Source organism: Paenarthrobacter sp. AB444, assembly GCF_028736865.1.
GTDB classification, from domain to species: Bacteria; Actinomycetota; Actinomycetes; order Actinomycetales; family Micrococcaceae; genus Arthrobacter; species Arthrobacter nicotinovorans_B.
In genome coordinates this window covers 236936-255741 of the sequence record NZ_JAQZBY010000004.1, presented here as the reverse complement: position 1 = coordinate 255741, position 18806 = coordinate 236936, and the positions used below count along the sequence as shown (strand labels likewise).

At 63.1% G+C, this 18806-nt stretch carries 20 protein-coding genes and 1 riboswitch; of the genes, 3 read left to right on the top strand and 17 right to left on the bottom strand.

Annotated elements, in window-relative coordinates:
- Positions 1 to 100: 100 nt before the first annotated feature.
- The 12 genes from PQ627_RS07715 to PQ627_RS07660 all read right to left on the bottom strand — a co-directional run bounded on the left by PQ627_RS07715 (position 101) and on the right by PQ627_RS07660 (position 8412).
- A complete protein-coding gene (locus PQ627_RS07715; RefSeq protein ID WP_018776202.1) occupies positions 101 to 445 on the bottom strand; it encodes a DUF2469 domain-containing protein in 345 nt (114 codons plus the stop codon).
- A gap of 68 nt (positions 446 to 513) precedes the next feature.
- Complete coding sequence (locus PQ627_RS07710; RefSeq protein WP_144659991.1) at positions 514 to 1284, bottom strand: ribonuclease HII; 771 nt, start codon at positions 1282 to 1284, stop codon at positions 514 to 516.
- Positions 1285 to 2079, bottom strand: a complete 795-nt coding sequence (gene lepB, locus PQ627_RS07705; protein WP_274259712.1) for a signal peptidase I — start codon at positions 2077 to 2079, stop codon at positions 1285 to 1287.
- Complete coding sequence (lepB, locus tag PQ627_RS07700; RefSeq protein WP_274259710.1) at positions 2080 to 2757, bottom strand: signal peptidase I; 678 nt, start codon at positions 2755 to 2757, stop codon at positions 2080 to 2082.
- Positions 2758 to 2838: 81 nt separating this feature from the next.
- Positions 2839 to 3192 carry a 50S ribosomal protein L19 gene (gene rplS / locus PQ627_RS07695; RefSeq protein ID WP_144659988.1) on the bottom strand — a complete coding sequence of 118 codons (354 nt, stop codon included), beginning with the start codon at positions 3190 to 3192 and terminating at the stop codon, positions 2839 to 2841.
- Between the two features lie 265 nt (positions 3193 to 3457).
- Positions 3458 to 4258 (bottom strand): tRNA (guanosine(37)-N1)-methyltransferase TrmD, encoded by an 801-nt coding sequence (trmD, locus tag PQ627_RS07690; RefSeq protein ID WP_274259707.1) that lies wholly within the window; start codon positions 4256 to 4258, stop codon positions 3458 to 3460.
- Positions 4255 to 4788, bottom strand: a complete 534-nt coding sequence (gene rimM, locus PQ627_RS07685) for a ribosome maturation factor RimM (protein WP_274259705.1) — start codon at positions 4786 to 4788, stop codon at positions 4255 to 4257. Before rimM ends, trmD begins: the two co-directional genes overlap by 4 nt.
- A gap of 129 nt (positions 4789 to 4917) precedes the next feature.
- Positions 4918 to 5160, bottom strand: coding sequence for an RNA-binding protein (locus PQ627_RS07680; RefSeq protein WP_144659985.1), 243 nt, complete (start codon positions 5158 to 5160; stop codon positions 4918 to 4920).
- Between the two features lies 1 nt (position 5161).
- Positions 5162 to 5584 carry a 30S ribosomal protein S16 gene (gene rpsP, locus PQ627_RS07675; protein ID WP_274259703.1) on the bottom strand — a complete coding sequence of 141 codons (423 nt, stop codon included), beginning with the start codon at positions 5582 to 5584 and terminating at the stop codon, positions 5162 to 5164.
- 236 nt (positions 5585 to 5820) lie between these two features.
- Complete coding sequence (locus PQ627_RS07670; protein WP_186313530.1) at positions 5821 to 6258, bottom strand: hypothetical protein; 438 nt, start codon at positions 6256 to 6258, stop codon at positions 5821 to 5823.
- Positions 6259 to 6343: 85 nt separating this feature from the next.
- Positions 6344 to 7252, bottom strand: coding sequence for a VOC family protein (locus PQ627_RS07665; RefSeq protein WP_274259699.1), 909 nt, complete (start codon positions 7250 to 7252; stop codon positions 6344 to 6346).
- Positions 7253 to 7329: 77 nt separating this feature from the next.
- Positions 7330 to 8412: an amidohydrolase family protein gene (locus PQ627_RS07660; protein WP_274259697.1), complete on the bottom strand. Its 1083-nt coding sequence runs from the start codon at positions 8410 to 8412 to the stop codon at positions 7330 to 7332.
- Between the two features lie 96 nt (positions 8413 to 8508).
- A riboswitch (TPP riboswitch) is annotated at positions 8509 to 8616 on the top strand.
- Here PQ627_RS07660 and thiC point away from each other — a divergent pair.
- Positions 8611 to 10425 (top strand): phosphomethylpyrimidine synthase ThiC, encoded by a 1815-nt coding sequence (thiC, locus tag PQ627_RS07655; protein ID WP_274259695.1) that lies wholly within the window; start codon positions 8611 to 8613, stop codon positions 10423 to 10425. (Overlaps the previous riboswitch by 6 nt.)
- On the opposite strand, the gene PQ627_RS07650 is transcribed toward thiC, so the two are convergent.
- Positions 10413 to 11135, bottom strand: a complete 723-nt coding sequence (locus PQ627_RS07650) for an alpha/beta fold hydrolase (protein ID WP_274259692.1) — start codon at positions 11133 to 11135, stop codon at positions 10413 to 10415. The genes thiC and PQ627_RS07650 overlap by 13 nt on opposite strands.
- A gap of 60 nt (positions 11136 to 11195) precedes the next feature.
- Entirely contained in the window at positions 11196 to 12779 is a 1584-nt protein-coding gene (gene ffh, locus PQ627_RS07645; RefSeq protein ID WP_144659980.1) for a signal recognition particle protein, read from the bottom strand.
- 170 nt (positions 12780 to 12949) lie between these two features.
- On the opposite strand from ffh, the gene PQ627_RS07640 reads away from it, so the two are divergent.
- The gene (locus tag PQ627_RS07640) at positions 12950 to 14350 is read left to right on the top strand and encodes a glucose-6-phosphate dehydrogenase (RefSeq protein WP_274259690.1); all 1401 of its coding nucleotides are present in this window, start codon (positions 12950 to 12952) and stop codon (positions 14348 to 14350) included.
- A gap of 84 nt (positions 14351 to 14434) precedes the next feature.
- Here PQ627_RS07640 and PQ627_RS07635 read toward each other — a convergent pair whose 3' ends face one another.
- Together PQ627_RS07635 and PQ627_RS07630 are read right to left on the bottom strand one after the other, a co-directional pair.
- Positions 14435 to 14773 carry a P-II family nitrogen regulator gene (locus tag PQ627_RS07635; RefSeq protein WP_017199639.1) on the bottom strand — a complete coding sequence of 113 codons (339 nt, stop codon included), beginning with the start codon at positions 14771 to 14773 and terminating at the stop codon, positions 14435 to 14437.
- The gene (locus tag PQ627_RS07630; RefSeq protein ID WP_144659977.1) at positions 14770 to 16104 is read right to left on the bottom strand and encodes an ammonium transporter; all 1335 of its coding nucleotides are present in this window, start codon (positions 16102 to 16104) and stop codon (positions 14770 to 14772) included. Before PQ627_RS07630 ends, PQ627_RS07635 begins: the two co-directional genes overlap by 4 nt.
- Before the next feature lie 262 nt (positions 16105 to 16366).
- Here PQ627_RS07630 and PQ627_RS07625 point away from each other — a divergent pair, with 262 nt between their 5' ends.
- The gene (locus tag PQ627_RS07625; RefSeq protein WP_274259683.1) at positions 16367 to 17590 is read left to right on the top strand and encodes an MFS transporter; all 1224 of its coding nucleotides are present in this window, start codon (positions 16367 to 16369) and stop codon (positions 17588 to 17590) included.
- Here PQ627_RS07625 and ftsY read toward each other — a convergent pair.
- Positions 17583 to 18788, bottom strand: a complete 1206-nt coding sequence (gene ftsY / locus PQ627_RS07620) for a signal recognition particle-docking protein FtsY (protein WP_274259681.1) — start codon at positions 18786 to 18788, stop codon at positions 17583 to 17585. The two genes, PQ627_RS07625 and ftsY, sit on opposite strands and share 8 nt — an antisense overlap.
- Positions 18789 to 18806: the final 18 nt, after the last annotated feature.

The following is an 18806-nucleotide window of genomic DNA, read 5'->3' as shown; positions in this document are numbered from 1 at the left end:
CTTCCGGCTGGACGCGGACCGTGGCAGGGCGGCCTGCTGCTATGTGCGTAAACCGGCCGGAATCGCAGGCTGTGGAGGAACAGTGCCGGCCGAAACTCCCCTAGTTCCCGAGATCTCCAAGGTCTCCCAGGCCGCCATCCTTGGGCAACGCAAGGTCTTCGCTGCGGGGCAGTTCTTCGACGTTGACGTCCTTGAAGGTGATCACACGGACGTTCTTGACGAAGCGCGCCGAGCGGTAAACGTCCCAGACCCACGCGTCCTGCAAAGTCAGGTCGAAGTAAACCTCACCGTCCGCGCTGCGGGCTTGGAGATCGACATGGTTGGCCAGATAGAACCGTCGCTCAGTCTCGACAACGTAGCTGAACAGACCAACTACGTCCCGGTATTCACGGTAGAGCTGCAGCTCCATGTCGGTTTCATAGTTTTCAAGGTCCTCGGCACTCATAGTTCCATCTTGCACTATCTCCTGGTGGGTACGCGCCAAGTACACAACAGCTGCACGACTGGCAGGAGTTATTCCTCCACGGCTCCAGTCAAGTGCCAGCTGGTGCGGTGGTAAGCACTGGGACCCTGGAGGCGGATAACGTCACGGTGGGCTGCGGTGGCATACCCCTTGTTCACATTCCAGCCGTACGCGGGCAGCTCCGAGTGCAGATCCACCATGATGCGGTCGCGGGCCACCTTGGCCAAAACGCTGGCCGCCGCCACGCTAAGGCAACTCATGTCGGCTTTGACCCGGGTATGCACAGGGGCTTCGCACAGTGGACCGGTCGGTGCCGGGTCAAAGAGCGATGCCTGGACGTCCGGTGAGAGCCAGTTGTGGCTGCCGTCCAGCAGCACCAGGTCAGGAGTGGTGCCGGCGTCGAGGATTTCACACCAGGCCCGCGTGCCGGCCAGGCGCAGGGCGGCAATGATGCCGATCTCATCAATTTCCTGTGAGGAGGCGTGGCCCACGGCTGAGGCCAAGGCCCATTCACGAACCAAGGGCTCCAAGCGGTCCCGGTCCTCGGGCTTGAGCAGTTTGCTGTCGCGCACGTCCGCCAAGAGGCCATGCTCAGCCAGGTCAACCACCGTGATTCCCACGCTGACTGGTCCGGCCAAAGCACCGCGACCTACCTCATCCACACCGGCAAGCAGGCGCACACCCTGGGAGAGGAAGGATCTCTCCACATCCAACGTGGGAAACCCAAGGGGGCTCTTGGTCTTTGCTTTGCTTTTGGGTAAGGCCTTGCCTTTGGGCGGGGTCTTGCCTTTGGCCTTGGGACCTGTTGTTGTCGTTGCCATCTACTGTGCGGGGGTTGCTGGTGGGACGTTACGAAAGACTTCCGGGTAATTGTCCAGGATGGTCCACCGGTTGATGGGCCAAGCGATGACGGTCGCCTTACCCTCAACGTCTTCGATGTTTACGAATCCGCCGTTGGTTTCCTGGTGGGCCCGGGAGTCCGCAGAGTGGTTGCGGTTATCGCCCATAACCCACACTTTACCCGCGGGAACAACGACGTCGAAGGTTTGGGGAGAGGGGGTTTCGGCAGGATTGACGTAGCTTTCATCGAGCGCCACCCCGTTGACGCTGACGCGTCCCTGCGCATCACAGCAGCTGACATGATCGCCAGGGAGCCCGATGATCCGCTTGACCAGGTGCTGCTCGCTGGCGTCCGGAGCCAGGCCCACGAATTCAAGGGTGTCTCCCACCCAGTCCATGGGGCCGGCAGGCTTCTGCACGACAGGCGGCAGCCACGCTTGGGTGTCCTTGAAGACCACCACGTCCCCGCGCGAGAGGTCGAATGGCCCGGGAACCAGCAGGTTGATGAAGATCCGGTCCTGGACATCCAGCGTGCTTTCCATGGACTCCGAGGGGATAAAGAAAGCCTTGAAGAGGAACGTCTTCAGCAGGAAGGACAGCACCAGCGCAATCGCCACAACAGTGAGGATCTCCCGGACCCAAACCATGACCGGGTTCCTGGTCGGCTTTTCTGCCTCGGCCCGGGTCTCCGCAGCCCCGTCCGTACTTGCCGTTTCGTCCGAGAGCCGCGCGTCGTCGTCGTACCGCTCGGGTGTCCCGGGAGCTTTGTCCGGCATCTACTGTCCGTTCTTCGATGATGTTTCGGCCTGCGGAGAGCGAGGCATCCCTGTAAATCTATCAAGTGGCCAGATAATCTGGACCGGCCTTCCGATAACCCGTTCCATGGGAACCATGCCTCCGCCCGGCGCGCCCAGCAGCCCGCGGGAGTCGGCAGAACGTGAACGGTGGTCGCCCATCAGCCAGAGACGGTCGCGCGGCACGACGACGTCGAACTTCTGTGTGCTGGGTTCGTCACCCGGGTATAGATAGGGTTCCTCAAGTACCTGACCGTTCACTGTGAGGTGGCCGGTGGCATCGCAACACTGAACATGGTCCCCGGGGACGCCTATGACCCTCTTCACGTACGTGGTATCACTGCCCATCAGCCCAAACCACTGCCCGGCTGCGTTGACCGCATCCACGAAGGGACCCTTGCCGCTGCTCAGCGGCGCAAATGAACCGCGGCCATCGAAGACCACGACGTCGCCACGCCGGATCGGTTCGACGCTGAAATCGGAGCGGGAGACCAGTATCCGGTCGCCCGTCATCAGGAGAGGCTCCATGGATTCGGAAGGAATGTAGTAGACGTCCACCCAGAGTGAACGGACCAGGCCACTGATGGCGATCGCAAGGACCAACGCCAGCAAAACAAAACGCCAGCCCTGTTTCCGGGGCTGGCGTTCTGTTGTGTCCATGACTCGTATCCTGTGTTGCTTTGCGGATTGCTCCGGAACTACCGGGCACGAATCCTGGACCCGTTGCGTAAGTCGCAGGACTTACTTGGCGAAGTCGCGCTTTTCCTTGATCTTCGCAGCCTTACCGCGCAGTGCGCGCATGTAGTAAAGCTTGGCGCGGCGGACGTCACCCTTGGTGACGACCTCGATCTTTTCGATGATCGGGGAGTGTACCGGGAAGGTACGCTCTACGCCGACACCGAAGGAAACCTTGCGGACGGTGAAGGTTTCGCGAACGCCGTCGCCCTGGCGGCCCAGGACGAAGCCCTGGAATACCTGGACACGGGAGTTCTTGCCTTCGATGATGTTGACGTGAACCTTGAGGGTGTCACCCGCACGGAACTCAGGAACATCGCTGCGCAGCGAGGCTGCATCTACGCTATCGAGGATATGCATTAATCCACTCCTGGTGAACGCCACAGGTCATTCACTTTGGGTTACGGCGGACAAGCCCGGAGCGCACGAGGGCCCCGGAAATTTCCGCCGAAGTTTCTTAGTGTCCGGCTCCGCCACTGATTGGCGTCACCGGGTTGTCCGACTGTTGGCTGAACTCCCCCTGTGGCAGGTGTCAGCCCAGCAGACACAAGGGTTAATTCTGCCATATGCGCAGCAATCCGGCCAACTGGCGGCACGGACCAACGTTCGACGGCGGCAGGAAGGTTCAGTTGGCGGCGTCGCCGCCGGGCCTGGCCCGCAAGCGACCATCCACGATGTCGTAACCCAGCTCTGCCAGTGCGTTGCGGTCCGCGCGGCTCAACGCACCGGCGTCGAAATCCGCCAGAAGGTCCGGGCGCCGTTCGGCGGTTCGGCGGAATTGCTCATGCCGGCGCCACTGGGCAATTTTCCCGTGATTGCCACTGAGCAGGATCTCCGGCACATCATGATCCCGCCACGATGACGGCTTGGTGTAAACGGGGTACTCCAGAAGGCCATCGGAATGGGACTCCTCGATCAAGGATTCGGGATTGCCGACCACTCCGGGAAGGAGGCGGCCGATCGCTTCCACCATGGCCAGGACGGCAACTTCGCCTCCGTTGAGTACGTAGTCGCCGAGGCTGACCGGGCGGACCGAGAAGTGGTCGCGGGCCCAGTCGATGACGCGTTCGTCAATGCCTTCGTAGCGACCACAAGCGAAGACGAGCTGCTCTTCCTCGGCGAGTTCATAGGCCAATGCCTGGTTGAAGCGCTCCCCCGCAGGTGATGGAACGATGAGCACCGGCTTGGTGCCCGCCTCCCCAGGGATCAAAGACTCAAGCGCCTGCGCCCACGGTTCGGGCTTCATGACCATACCGGCACCGCCGCCATACGGGGTGTCGTCGACCGTCCGGTGCCTGTCCGTGGTGAAGGTACGGAGATCGTGGACGTTAAGCTCGAGCAATCCATCCTGCCGGGCCTTGCCTATGAGCGAGAGCTCCAGCGGGGCAAGGTACTCAGGGAAAATGCTGACGACATCGATCCTCATTCAGCAGGCTCCCCGGCGCCTTCGTCATTGAGCTCGAACAGGCCCGCCGGCGGAGTGATCAGGATGTAGCCTTCCTCGACGTTGACCTCCGGGACGATTTCATCGACGAAGGGAACCAAAATCTCCTTGCCGTCCACGGATTCAATGACCAGCAGATCCTGGGCGGGCATGGTGTTCAGCGCCGCGACCTTGCCCACCGTTTGGGCACCCACGCGGGCCTGAAGGCCAACGAGCTCGTGCTCGTACCAGCCTTCCTCGCCGTCGTCGTCGAGTTCTTCCGTTTCGATGAACAGCTTTGCCCCACGAATGGCTTCGGCGGCGTTGCGGTCCGCGATCTCCTCGAAGCCGAGCAGCAGGATGTCCTTGTTCCACCTGGCGCTGCGGACAGTCAGCGGGCCGGCTGAGGCCGGCTCCACGACGAACTCGGTCCCCGCGACGAAACGCTCTTCGGGCGCGTCGGTGAGTACCTGCACCGTCACCTCGCCACGAATGCCATGGGGTTTGCCGATCCGGGCCACCTGGAGCTGCATGGGTTCCTCTGAATTCTGTTGTTCCGCGCCGCCGGGCAGTCGCGGTGATGAAGTGTTGGATAAAGCAATCCGGCCCCTCCACCATATTCGGTGAAGGGGCCGGACCTAAGACAAAAAGTGCTGAGCGCGTTACCGGCGGCGGTCGGTATCGACGACGTCGACCCGGACCTGCTCGCCACCAGCCAAGGCAGCAACCACAGTGCGCAGTGCGCGTGCGGTACGTCCTTGACGGCCGATCACCCGTCCGAGGTCCTCCTGGTGAACGCGCACCTCGAGGGACTCCCCGCGACGGTTGTTCCTGGCACTGACCTTGACATCCTCAGGGCTGTCAACGATCCCACGGACCAAGTGCTCGAGCGCTTCTGCCAGCAACTTACTCAGCCTCGGTGGTCTCTGCTTCAGCCTCGGCCGGAACCTCAGCAGCGTCGTCCTTCTTGGCCTTCTTGGTGATGGCTTCCGGGATGATGACGGAACCCTTCTCCGGAGCTACGAAAGCTTCCTTCGGAGCTTTGGTCTTCAGGGTGCCTTCCTGGCCCGGGAGGCCCTTGAACTTCTGCCAGTCACCGGTGATCTTGAGGATCGCGGCAACCTGCTCGGTCGGCTGGGCACCAACGGAGAGCCAGTACTGAGCGCGCTCAGAGGCGACCTCGATGTACGACGGCTCTTCGGTGGGGTGGTACTTGCCGATTTCTTCAATGGCACGGCCATCGCGCTTGGCGCGGGCATCCATGACGACAATGCGGTAGTACGGTGCGCGCATCTTACCGAAGCGCTTAAGGCGAATCTTTACGGCCACTTTTGTGGTCACTCCTGTTTCTGAAACGGGGTTGAACCGGGCGTTCTGCACCCGTGGGGCGGGCCATACTTGGCGGTTCGAAGGACAAGACACGAGCACGGAGAGAGGGGCCGCACCGATCGAGTACCTGTCTATTGTGCCAGATGCCCGCGGCATTTACGACTTACGCCGCACGGGCCGGTGAGTTCTTGGTCACACTCGGTGGCCGCGCGACCACCGGACGGCCGGCGGACAGGTCATTCCGACCAGACGTAAAGCCCGGCCCGCTCAGCCTTTTCCACGTCCGCAGCGAGGGCGGCCAATTGCTGGACATACTGCCGTGACTGCGCGGCCTCGAAGGGCATATCTTCCTGCGCAGCCCAAGCAGCAGCGACGTCGTCGAGGACATTTGCTTCGCCCTCGCTTTCGTAGGTGAGCAGTTCGGCCAGCGCCCTGACCATCGCCTCCGGAACACCGAGCAGCGCGTCACTGGTGACATCCACCAACGCGAGTTCGTAGTCGGCGCCAGCAGCATGGACTGCCTGTCCCGCCAGGTCTCCAAGCTGTTCCACTTCGTAGTCCGTGATGCCGTTGATCCGGACTGCGGGGCCGGCAACATCGGCACCTTTTTCCAAGGCAGCTGCCCGCTTGAGTGCTTCGTCGTGGGTGGCTACAAAAATTTCGGCAAAGCCCATGGAAAGTACTCTCAATCCTTCGTGCTGACGGGGCATGGGGCCCAGGACAGGTGGTCCTGCACCTTCACTGCCCAGCCTAGTGCAGCTAAGCGCCTGCCTGGACTCCGGGAGTTGAATCAGGACGGCGAACTGCCACCCGCAATTTGTTCCGCCACGGGTCTTCAAATTGCAATTCAGCGCCCGTGTGGTGGTTCTGCACTCCGGCAACCCGCAGACGATCGGCCAGCGCGCCAACGTCGTCCCCCGTGGGGACCTCAATGAGCACTTCGCCGAGTCCCAAGGTGTCCTTCCGGGGACCCGCACCGCGGCTGTTCCACACGTTCATGGCCATGTGGTGGTGGTACCCACCGGCAGAGACGAACAGCGCCTGGCCATGCCACCCAGCCGTCTTCTCGAAGCCCAGGGTCTCGACATAGAAGGTGTGGGCCGTCGCGACATCGCCAACCTGGAGGTGGACGTGCCCTACCCCGGCCGCAGCCTCGTGCTGGCCCGTGACCGCGGCTTCGCTCAGGTGTTGCTGGAGGAAGCGCTGCGGCGGAAGTGCCACGTTGTCCATGACCACATTCTTGCCGTCCCACTGCCAGCCGTCGCGCGGCTTGTCGTAGTAGAGCTCAATGCCATTGCCTTCGGGGTCGGTGAAGTAGAACGCCTCACTGACGAGGTGGTCGGCGCTTCCCACGAAGGCCCGGGGCTCATAACCGGCGGCTGTTGCGATGGTGGCAGCCAAGGAGGGCTGGTCCTGGAAGAGGATTGCGGTGTGGAACAGCCCGGCCTCACCACGCCCTGGCAGCTGGAGACCGGTTGCGGGCGCCAGATGGACGACGGGCTTGCCGACCCGCCCCAGGTAGAGGCCACCGTCCTGCTCGGCCACTACTTCCAGCCCCAAGGCGCGCTGGTAGTAGTCACTCATGACTTTCATGTCGCCGACTTTGAGCATGACAGTGCCCATGGCGAGGTCGGCAGGCAATAGGTCCTGGTTGGATGAAGCGGACATGTGAAGCTCCCGGTGTCGATGCGGCCGCCTTTCGGCTCGTTCTACCTATCTAAATTACTTGAAGCTTCAATTTATTCCTAGCGGATCAGCTGCCCTCGAAGGACGACGTGCTTCAGCGCGGAAACGGCAGCCAGATTCCGGCGCGGATCCTCATGGCAGATCACGACGTCGGCACTCGCCCCTTCGCTGATGGCCTCGGCTCCCAGCCACTTGCGGGCGCCCCAAGTGGCCGCATCGAGGACCGCTGCGGGCGGCAGGCCGGCGTCGTGCAGTTCCTTCATCTCGTCTGCGATCCGGCCATGCCGGATGACGCTGCCCGCGTCCGTACCGGCATGAATGGCTACTCCGGCCTCGTACGCCTCCACCACGCGTTCATGCCTGCGTTCCCAGAGGCGCGTCATGTGGTCCGCGTATCCCGGAAATTTGGGCGCGGCCTGGGCGGCGATATCCGGGAATGTGGCGATGTTGACGAGTGTGGGAACGATAGGAACGGACTGCTCCACGAGCCGTGGAATGTGGCGTGGCAACAGACCCGTTGCGTGTTCGATGCAGTCGATACCGGCATCAAGCATGTCGTCGATGGTGTCTTCGGCAAAGCAATGTGCCGTGACCCGGGCGCCCTCGTCGTGGGCGGCGGTAATGGCGTCCTTGACCGTCTTCGCCGGAAAGGAGGCAGCCAGGTCACCAATGCCCCGGTCAATCCAGTCGCCCACCAGTTTCACCCAGCCGTCGCCGTCGCGGGCTTCCTTCCGGACGGTCTCGACCAACTGCTCCGGCTCAATCTCGTGACCCAATCCGCGCAGGTACCGGCGGCTTCGGGCTATATGGCGGCCGGATCTGATCAGGCGGGGCAAGTCCTCGCGCTGCTGCACCCACCGCGTGTCGCTGGGCGATCCGCAGTCGCGGATGAGCAGGGTTCCCGCGTCCCGGTCCGCCTGGGCCTGCGCGAGGGTGGTGGGCTCATCCACCGCTCCACCGGCGCCCAGTCCGATGTGGCAGTGGGCATCAACGAATCCCGGCAGGACCCAGCCGTCAAGCACGCTGTCCGGTTGCTCCTTGGGGCGCTCGAAAGTAAGGGTGCCCCCAACGGACCACATCCCGCGTCGTTCCTGATCTGCGGCGACGAGCACGGGTCCGCTGAATTCGATGATGTTGGGCATGCCAGAATCCTAGTCCGCTACAGGGCCGGCTAGTGCAGCCAACATCTGACCAGGTGCCATGTGACTGGGTGGCGCACGGGAGCTGTGGTAGCTTCGTCATGACCACACGGGGGCCCTTGCAGGGGCTGAGATCGGGCTGAGGCGGCCTGCGACCGTTGAACCTGTCCGGGTAATGCCGGCGAAGGAAGTGAGTAATCCTTGAGCACCATCGAAACACAGCACAGCCCTGCCCAAAACGAGGTTGTTACGCAGTCCCTGAAGTCCCATTCGCTGGCCTACGTCGAAGACCCAGCCACGGGCATCCGCGTTCCGGTGACCGAAATTTCGCTTGAGCCCTCCCCCAATGGCCAGTCGAACCCACCACTGCAGGTGTACCGGACGGCCGGCCCCGGGAGCGATCCCGTAGTGGGCCTTGAACCCTTCCGGGCCGCCTGGATCGAGGCCCGCGGCGACACTGCCGCGTACACGGGCCGTGAACGCAACCTGCTCGACGACGGCAAGGCGGCTTTGCGGCGGGGCGCCGCCTCTGCCGAATGGAAGGGTGCCCAACCGGTGCCCCGCCGCGCCGTCGAAGGCAAAACCGTCACCCAGATGCACTACGCACGGCAGGGAATGGTAACGCCCGAAATGCGGTTCGTGGCGCTGCGTGAAAACTGCGATGTGGAACTGGTCCGCAGCGAAGTTGCCGCCGGCCGGGCGATCATTCCCAACAACATCAACCACCCCGAGTCCGAGCCCATGATCATCGGCAAGGCCTTCCTGGTGAAGATCAACGCCAACATCGGAAACTCGGCTGTCACCAGTTCCATCGCGGAGGAAGTGGACAAACTGCAGTGGGCAACCCAGTGGGGCGCTGACACTGTCATGGACCTGTCCACCGGCGACGACATCCACACCACCCGCGAGTGGCTCATCCGGAACTCGCCGGTACCCATCGGCACAGTGCCCATCTACCAGGCGCTGGAGAAGGTCAATGGCGAGGCCAACAAGCTCACATGGGAGATTTTCCGCGACACCGTGATCGAGCAGTGCGAACAGGGCGTGGACTACATGACCATCCACGCCGGTGTGCTGCTGAGGTATGTGCCGCTGACCGCCAACCGCGTCACGGGCATCGTCTCCCGCGGCGGATCCATCATGGCCGGATGGTGCCTGGCCCACCACCAGGAAAACTTCCTTTACACGCACTTCGACGAGCTATGCGAAATCTTTGCCCAGTACGACGTCGCGTTCTCCTTGGGAGACGGCCTGCGCCCGGGTGCTACTGCCGATGCCAACGATGCCGCACAATTTGCTGAGCTGGATACGCTGGCCGAACTGACCCAGCGAGCCTGGGAATACGACGTGCAGGTCATGGTGGAAGGTCCCGGGCATATTCCGTTCCACCTGGTCCGTGAGAACGTCGAACGGCAGCAGGAACTGTGCAAGGGGGCCCCGTTCTACACGCTGGGACCGTTGGTCACCGACGTCGCTCCCGGCTATGACCACATCACCTCGGCCATAGGTGCCACTGAAATTGCCCGGTACGGCACAGCCATGCTCTGCTACGTCACCCCCAAGGAGCACCTGGGCCTGCCCAACAAGGACGACGTGAAAACAGGAGTAATCACCTACAAGATCGCGGCGCATGCAGCAGATCTGGCCAAGGGACACCCTGGAGCCCACGAGCGCGATGACGCCCTGTCCAAAGCCAGGTTCGAATTCCGCTGGCGGGACCAGTTTGCCCTGTCCCTGGATCCGGTCACTGCGGAGTCGTTCCACGACGAAACCCTGCCGGCAGAGCCTGCCAAGACGGCACACTTCTGCTCGATGTGCGGTCCAAAGTTCTGCTCCATGCGCATCAGCCAGGATATCCGCGACGAATATGGCTCGGCGGAGTCACAAGCGGCCATCGCAGGGATGTACGACGACGCGAGGGCAGAGGGCATGCGGGAAAAGAGTGCTGAATTCCTCGCCGCCGGCGGGAAGGTATATTTGCCGGAACTTCAAGTCCCGCGAACTCAGGATGCCTGAACCGACCGGGTCCGTCCCACGTCTGCAACGAAGCTGCGGATGATGTGATCGCCGTCGGATGAATCCTGGGGCCGGTGCCCGCCCGCTGCAACGCGGCGGAGGGCACCGGTCTCCTGGAGGTACGCGGCAATTTCCTCGTACAGGGGTTCCCACCCGCCCGTCAGGACAAGGGTGGGTACTCCGGGAACGATGTGCAGCGGCGCTTCCCACGGGGGCGCCTGCAGCCTCAAGCGGCGGGCCGAGCGCTGTGCCTCAAGGGTTTCCAAGCCACCCGTTTCAGCAGAGAAGGCACGCAGGTAATACTCGCGGTGGTAATCGGCGTCGTTAAGCTGGCCCCGCACCTCATACAGCGGTTCCATCAATGCGCGGTAAGAAGCAGTGGCCGGAAGCTCCGCAGTCAAGGACAGGCAGGCCGGCTCCACCAGGACCAGGGAATGGATAAGGTCCGGGCGCTCCACGGCTGCCAGCATGGCAGGAATGGCACCTTGCTCATGCGCCACCACGTGACCTCCGCCCGAATCAGCCAGAGCCTGGATCACGATGGCAACATCGGCAGCGACATCGGACTCCACGGGCTCGGCCACGGGATCGAAGCCGTGCCTGCGGAGAAACAGGGCGTCGTAGCGAAGGGCCATTCCGTGCTGCTTCGGCCACGCCGCAGCACCGAAACTGCCCACTCCGTGAAGGAAGACTACGCGCTGCTTCTGCATTGGTTCAGCCTATGCGACGGCTCCGACATCCCAACCTGTGCCGCTGGGATGCCAGCGCGGTTATTTGCCGAGGAACTTGTCGAAGCCCTTGGGAAGGTTCAGCGATGACGGATCGAAGTCCGCTGCGCCCTGGCCGAAAGCTGCACCCTTGGGAGCTGCCGAAGCTGCATTTGCCCGCTTGGCCTCGGCATCGCGCAACTCCTGGGCCGCCTTGGCCGGGTTGCCGGACCGCGCCTTCTTCTTGGGGGCGTTCTTGCCGTTCTTGCGTCCGCCGCCAGGACCACCAAGGCCAGGCATTCCGGGCATCCCCGGCATGCCGCCACCCTGGGCCAGCTTCTTCATCATCTTCTGGGCTTGGGCGAAACGCTCCAACAGCCCGTTGACCTCGGACACGTGGACACCGGAGCCCTTGGCGATACGCGCACGGCGTGAACCGTTGATGATCTTCGGGGCGACACGCTCATGCGGTGTCATGGAGCGGACGATAGCTTCGACGCGGTCGATCTCTTTTTCGTCGAAGTTCTCCAGCTGCTGGCGGATGTTTTGCGCACCCGGCATCATCATGAGCATCTTCTTCATGGAGCCCATGTTGCGGATCTGCTGCATCTGGGCGAGGAAGTCGTCCAGGGTGAAGTCTTCCTGGTCGGCGAACTTCTTCGCCATCCGGGCTGCTTCTTCCTTGTCCCACGCCTTCTCAGCCTGTTCGATCAAGGTGAGGACGTCACCCATGTCCAGGATGCGCGAGGCCATGCGGTCCGGGTGGAAGAGTTCGAAATCGTCCAGGCCTTCGCCCGTCGACGCGAACATGACCGGCTTGCCGGTCACCGACGCTACGGACAGGGCGGCACCACCGCGGGCATCGCCGTCGAGCTTGGAAAGGACGATGCCGGTGAAGTTGACGCCTTCATCGAAGGCCATCGCCGTGTTGACGGCGTCCTGGCCGATCATGGAGTCGATAACGAACAGAACTTCGTTGGGAATGATCGCCTGGCGGATGCGGCGGGCCTGGTCCATCATCTCGGCGTCAACACCGAGGCGGCCGGCCGTGTCCACGATCACGACGTCGTGAAGCTTCTGGCGCGCTTCCTCGACACCGGCCTTGGCAACGGCGACCGGATCACCGGCGGGGTGCTCAAGTTCGGAGGAGGTGGCGCCGGGGTGCGGAGCGAAGACCGGGACACCGGCACGCTGTCCAACAACCTGGAGCTGGGTTACTGCATTGGGGCGCTGAAGGTCGCAGGCGACCAGCAGGGGGCTGTGGCCCTGGGCCTTGAGCCACTTGGACAGCTTGCCCGCCAGGGTGGTCTTACCGGCACCTTGGAGACCGGCCAGCATGATGATGGTCGGGCCGGTTTTCGCCAGGCGGATACGGCGGGTCTCGCCACCGAGGATCTCCTTGAGTTCCTCGTTGACGATCTTGACTATCTGCTGGCTCGGGTTCAACGCCCCCGAAACCTCGGCGCCCAGGGCACGTTCGCGGATGCGCCCGGTGAACTCACGGACCACGGACACGGCGACGTCCGCGTCCAGGAGGGCACGGCGGATCTCCCGGACTGTGGCATCGACATCAGCCTCGGTGAGGCGGCCCTTGCCACGAAGGTTCTTGAAGGTTGCTGTCAACCGGTCAGAGAGTGAATTGAACACGCGCCGTGCACTTCTTTCGATGGTCTACGAATGGTGGCCGGTCCGGCACACCAGAGTCTTGACGATTACTGCCCCAACAGATGTGTCTCAACCACAACAAATCTGCGTTATCCACGGGACTCGACTATCTAGGGTACCAAGTCACGCTGGCAAGGTGGCATGCTGGCACAGTGACCAGTAAAACAACTGTAAAAACGTTGCTCATCCTCGGCGCGTCCGGGGACCTGACAGGCAGGCTGCTCCTGCCCGGGCTAGCGGGGCTGCTGGCGGCCGGACGCGCGCCCGGCCTAAGGCTGGTGGGTGCCGGCTCCGACCCTTGGTCCCCCGAACAATGGAAGGAAAGAGTGAGGGGCGCTTTCGCGGCGGCGTCGACGTCGGCGGATACGGCCGGAAACGCGGCACTGGACGCTGTTGCCAACAACACTTCCTACCACCAGGTGGACGTAACAGCCGACGGCCCCCTGGCTGATCTGCTGGCACAGCTGGAGGGTCCCGTCGCCGTCTACTTCGCCCTGCCACCCCATGTCAGCCAGAAGGCCTGCGAAGTACTGCATCGGGACCAAGTGCCGGCAGGAACGCGACTGGTCATGGAAAAGCCCTTCGGTTCAGGCACGGAATCAGCACACGAGCTGAACAAAACGTTGGCTGCACTGGTCCCCGAAGACCACATTCACCGGGTGGACCATTTCCTGGGCAAAGCCACGGTCCTGAACATCCTGGGCCTCCGCTTCGCCAACCGGTTCCTTGAGCCCGTCTGGAACCGTAACCACATTGAAAAAGTGGAAGTCATCTTCGATGAGGACTTGGCCCTCGAAGGCCGGGCGCGTTACTACGACACCGCGGGTGCCTTGCGGGACATGATCCAGAGCCACCTTCTGCACATCATGGCATTCCTGGCCATCGACGCCCCGGCCACCATCGAAGAGCGGGACCTCCGTGATGCCGTAGCCACCGTGCTGCGGGCCAGCAGCATCAAAGCGCCCTACGAAGCCTCCACCCGCCGGGCCAGGTACACAGCCGGAACGCTGGGTGAGCGCACTGTGCCCGACTACACGGCCGAGCAAGGCGTGGATCCCGGCCGCAACACCGAGACTCTCGCAGAGGTGCAGGTCGAAATCGACAATTGGCGGTGGGCGGGAGTTCCCTTCATCCTCCGCTCAGGCAAGGCGCTGGGGCAGCGGCGCAAGGAAGCCGTCATCACCTTCCGGCCGGTTCCGCACCTGCCGCAGGGATTCTCGGGGGTGGACTCGCCCAATCAGCTCCGTATCGGATTCGGCCCTGATGTCCTGCAACTGGATGTCGACGTCAACGGCCCCGGAGACATCTTCACCCTGGACAGAGCCAGCCTGGTGGCCCAGCTCAGCGCAGCGGACCTGCTGCCCTACGGTGAAGTCCTGGAAGGCATCCTCACCGGCGATCCCTTGCTGTCCGTTCGAGGAGACACCGCTGAAGACTGCTGGCGGATCATCGAGCCCGTCCTTCGCGCCTGGGAAAAGGACGAGGTTCCGTTGGAAGAATACGACGCCGGAAGCGCCGGGCCGGCCTCCTGGCCCACCGCCGTCAGGAGCTGAGGCCGCCGTCGAACGCAAAAGCGGGCCGGGTACCTTAAGTGGTACCCGGCCCGCTTGTGTTCTGCCCTGATGTCCGGCTTCGCCTTAGATGGCGGCTGCGCCCCGTTCGCCTGTGCGAACCCGCACGGCTTCGTAAACGTCAACCGTCCACACCTTGCCGTCTCCGGCCCTGCCGGTGTTTGAACTGGCGATGAGGACATCCAGGATGTCGTCCGCTTGCTCGTCCGTGGCGAGGACCTCGATGCGGATCTTCGGCAGCAAATCCACGTTGTATTCAGCTCCCCGGTACACCTCGGTGTACCCACGCTGGCGGCCGTAACCGCTGGCCGCGCTGACCGTCAGGCCCTGGACTCCGTAGGCCTCGAGGCCTTCACGGACTGCTTCAAGCTTTTCGGGACGAACGATCGCCGTGATGAGCTTCATGCCTGGACACTCTCCTTGCCTTCTGCGGATGCTTTGCTTGCCGGGGCTTCCGTTTTGCCGATCATGGCCTCGTGCAGCGGCTGGAAGCTGCCACCGTGTCCGTTGACGCCAAACTCGTAGGCCGTCTCAGCGTGGAGGCTGAGGTCGACACCGACGTTCTCCTGTTCGGTGGAGACCCGGAAGCCCATGGTCTTGTGGATGGCCAGGGCGATGATGGCCGTCATGACCGCCGAGAAGACAATTGCCACGCCGGCTGCTGCGAGCTGCGCCCACAGCTGGGCGAATCCGCCGCCGTAGAAGAGACCGCCGGGGGTGGAGCCTTCGCTCGGGACTGCGATGAAGCCGAGGGCCACGGTGCCGATGATGCCGGAGACGAGGTGGACGCCTACAACGTCCAGCGAGTCATCGAAGCCCCAGCGGAACTTCAGGCCGACTGCAAGGGCGGAGGCCACACCGGCAACCACACCGAGGCCGAGGGCACCCACGGGGCTGACATCGGCACAAGCCGGGGTGATGGCCACGAGGCCGGCCACGACACCGGAGGCCGCGCCAAGGGACGTCGGGTGACCGTCACGGATCCGCTCAGTGATGAGCCAGCCGATCATGGCCGCTGCCGGGGCTGCGAGGGTGTTGATCCAGATCAGGCCGCCCTGTTCAGCAGTCGCTGCTGCGCCGCCGTTGAAGCCGAACCAACCGAACCAGAGGATGGCCGCACCGAGCATGACGAACGGGATGTTGTGGGGACGGTGGTTGGGGTCCTTGCCGAAACCACGCCGGTTGCCAATGATGAGGACCAGGACAAGGGCCGCCACACCTGCGTTGATGTGCACCACGGTGCCGCCGGCGAAGTCGATGGCGTGGCCCAGGGCCTTGCCGATCGCACCTTCAGGGCCGAAGAGGCCGCCGCCCCACACCATGTACGCCAGGGGGCAGTAAACCAGGGTGACCCAGACAGGCACAAAGATGCTCCAGGCCCCGAACTTGGCGCGGTCTGCAATGGCGCCACTGATAAGGGCCACCGTGATGATGGCGAAGGTAGCTGCGTAGCCAACCTTGATCAGGCCATCCGGAGTCGCGCTGACCCCTTCGAGGCCGAAGGTGGCGAGCGGGTTGCCCACGATCTCCAGGAAACCTTCGCCGGAGCTCATGGACGCGCCCCACAGCACCCAGACAACGCCGACGATGCCGATGGAGATGAAGCTCATCATCATCATGTTCAAGGCTGCTTTGGCGCGTGTCATGCCGCCGTAGAAAAATGCCAAACCAGGTGTCATGAACAGCACAAGCGCCGCCGCCACCATGACCCATACGTGACCTGCGGTAAGTTCCATGGTGCACGTTCCTCTCTTGCTAGATCTGCGGTTCAACCGCTGTCCTGACGCCTTTTGCGTCCTGCTTAAGAGTTTTGTGCCGCAGTGTTTCACCTGCGCGGGTTTTATATTGCGGGGCCGTTACAACAACCTCCCCAACGTAAATGGTGCATATCTGCGACGTTACGGATATGTTTCAGGCGTCGGACTTCATAGGCTGAGCCCGGTTTTCCGTCACTCAAGGCGTTCAAACGCCAGATCCCACCAGAAGGACCAGCACCGAATGACCCAGTCGCCACGATCCGTCAAAGCTCCAAGGATCCGGCAGGAGAAGGTTCCCTTGCCCCGTGACATCAAGGTGATGTTGGCAGCGGCGTTCCTGATCGCCTTGGGATTCGGGCTCGTCGCTCCGGTGCTGCCGCAATTTGCTACCACTTTCGACGTCGGCGCCACTGCCGCTGCCGTGATCGTGAGCATCTTCGCCTTCATGCGGCTGGTTTTCGCGCCGGCCGGCGGTGCGTTGATCGGGCGCTTCGGGGAAAGGAACGTCTACGTCTGCGGCCTTTTGATCGTGGCGGTGTCCACCGCAGCCTGTGCCTTCGCCCAGGATTACTGGCAGCTGGTGATTTTCCGTGGTTTGGGCGGTGCCGGTTCAGTGATGTTCACCGTTGCCGCCATGGGATTGCTCATCAGGCTTGCCCCGCCGGAACGCCGCGGGCGCGTTTCCGGCGCTTATGCTTCGGCGTTCCTGATCGGCAGCGTGCTGGGACCGGTGGCAGGTGGCCTGCTGGCGGGTTTCGGGCTCCGGGTTCCCTTCCTGGCCTATGCCGGTGCGCTGCTTGTGGCCGCTGTAGTGGTCCGGACCATGCTCAGTGGCAACGGCAGCGTCTCCCAGGAAACCGGGCATGCACCAGCCATGGCGCTGGGCGAGGCATTGGCTGACTCGGCCTACCGGGCAGCCGTGTTCTCCAGCTTCGGCAATGGCTGGGTGACCTTCGGTGTCCGCATGGCCACCATCCCCCTGTTCGCGGTGGCTGTCCTGGATTCACGGCCAGAGACGGCCGCCTGGGCTTTGGCGGTCTTTGCCGTGGGAAATGCCCTTGCCCTGACGTTTTCCGGCCGCTTGGCAGACGCGCGGGGGCGCAAGTTCCTGTTAATTCCGGGCCTCGTGATTACGGGCGTGGCCACCGGCCTTATCGGATTGACGACGGACCTCACTGCGTTCCTCGTCGCTTCCGCGGTGGCGGGGTTCGGCTCCGGCCTGCTGGGCCCGGCCCAGCAGGCCGCCGTCGCCGACGTGATTGGACGCGGACGATCCGGCGGCAAGGTGCTTGCCGTCTTCCAGATGGCGGCTGACACCGGCGCGATCATCGGCCCGGTCGTGGCCGGCCTGATGGCCGACCACTGGGGTTACGGTTGGGCTTTCGCCATCACCGGATGCGTGCTGCTGCTGGCGGCCGCGGGCTGGTTGGCAGCCCGCGAGCCGCTGGGCGCGCGCGTTAGTTGAGCAGTGCGTCGACGAAGCCTTCGGCCTCAAACGGAGCGAGGTCGTCAGGGCCTTCACCGAGGCCAATCAGCTTCACAGGGACACCGAGTGACTTCTGGATGGCCACAACGATGCCACCCTTGGCAGTACCGTCCAGCTTGGTCAGCACGATGCCCGAAATGTTGACGACCTCTGCGAATACCCGGGCCTGGTTGAGTCCGTTCTGGCCGGTGGTGGCATCGAGGACCAACAGGACTTCGTCCACCTCGGCAAGCTTCTCAATGACACGCTTGACCTTGCCGAGTTCATCCATGAGGCCGGTCTTGTTCTGCAGGCGGCCTGCGGTATCGACCATGACCACATCGACTTCCTGGTCGATGCCGGCCTTAACGGCCTCGTAGGCAACCGAGGCGGGATCAGCGCCGTCGATGTCGGACTTCACCGTGGGCACGCCCACCCGCTGGCCCCATGTAGCCAGCTGTTCGGCCGCGGCAGCACGGAAGGTATCTGCCGCACCCAGCAGCACATCCTTGTCTTCGGCCACGAGGACACGTGCCAGCTTGCCTACTGTGGTGGTCTTGCCGACGCCGTTGACACCGACAACCAGTACGACGGCGGGACGGTCACCTTTACGGTCGACGTTCAGTGAACGGTCCATACCCGGATCAACCAGCTTGATGAGTTCTTCCCGCAGCATGGTCCTGACATCTTCAGGGCTGCGGGTGCCCAGCACTTTGACGCGCTCACGCAAGGCGTCGACAAGTTGCATCGTGGGTTCGGTGCCGAGGTCGGCGAGGAGGAGGGTTTCTTCCACCTCGTCCCAGACGTTCTCGTCGATCTTGTCGCCGGACAGCAAAGCCAACAGGCCCTTGCCGAGGATGTTGTTGGACTTGACCAAGCGGGCGCGAAGGCGGGTCAACCGCCCTTCCACCGGCGCAGGAGTGTCGATGGCGATGGTCTCAAGGCCTGCAGTGTCATCCGGAACCCCGGCTCCGTCAACTGTCCCGTCAAAAGTGGGAGCCGGCGCCTTCACCGCATCCGGGCGGTCCTCCACCAGGGTTCCGCCGCCTGCTGCAGTGGACTGCACGGGATCGTTGGCGTCGCGCGTACCGGGGTACTTCGAGCCTGACCTCCGGCCTTTCAGCAGAACCGGAACCAGTCCGCCGACCACTACGAGCGCAGCGAGAATGGACAGAATTATGGGTAGGAAATCGTTCACTCCCCTACCTTCTCATAA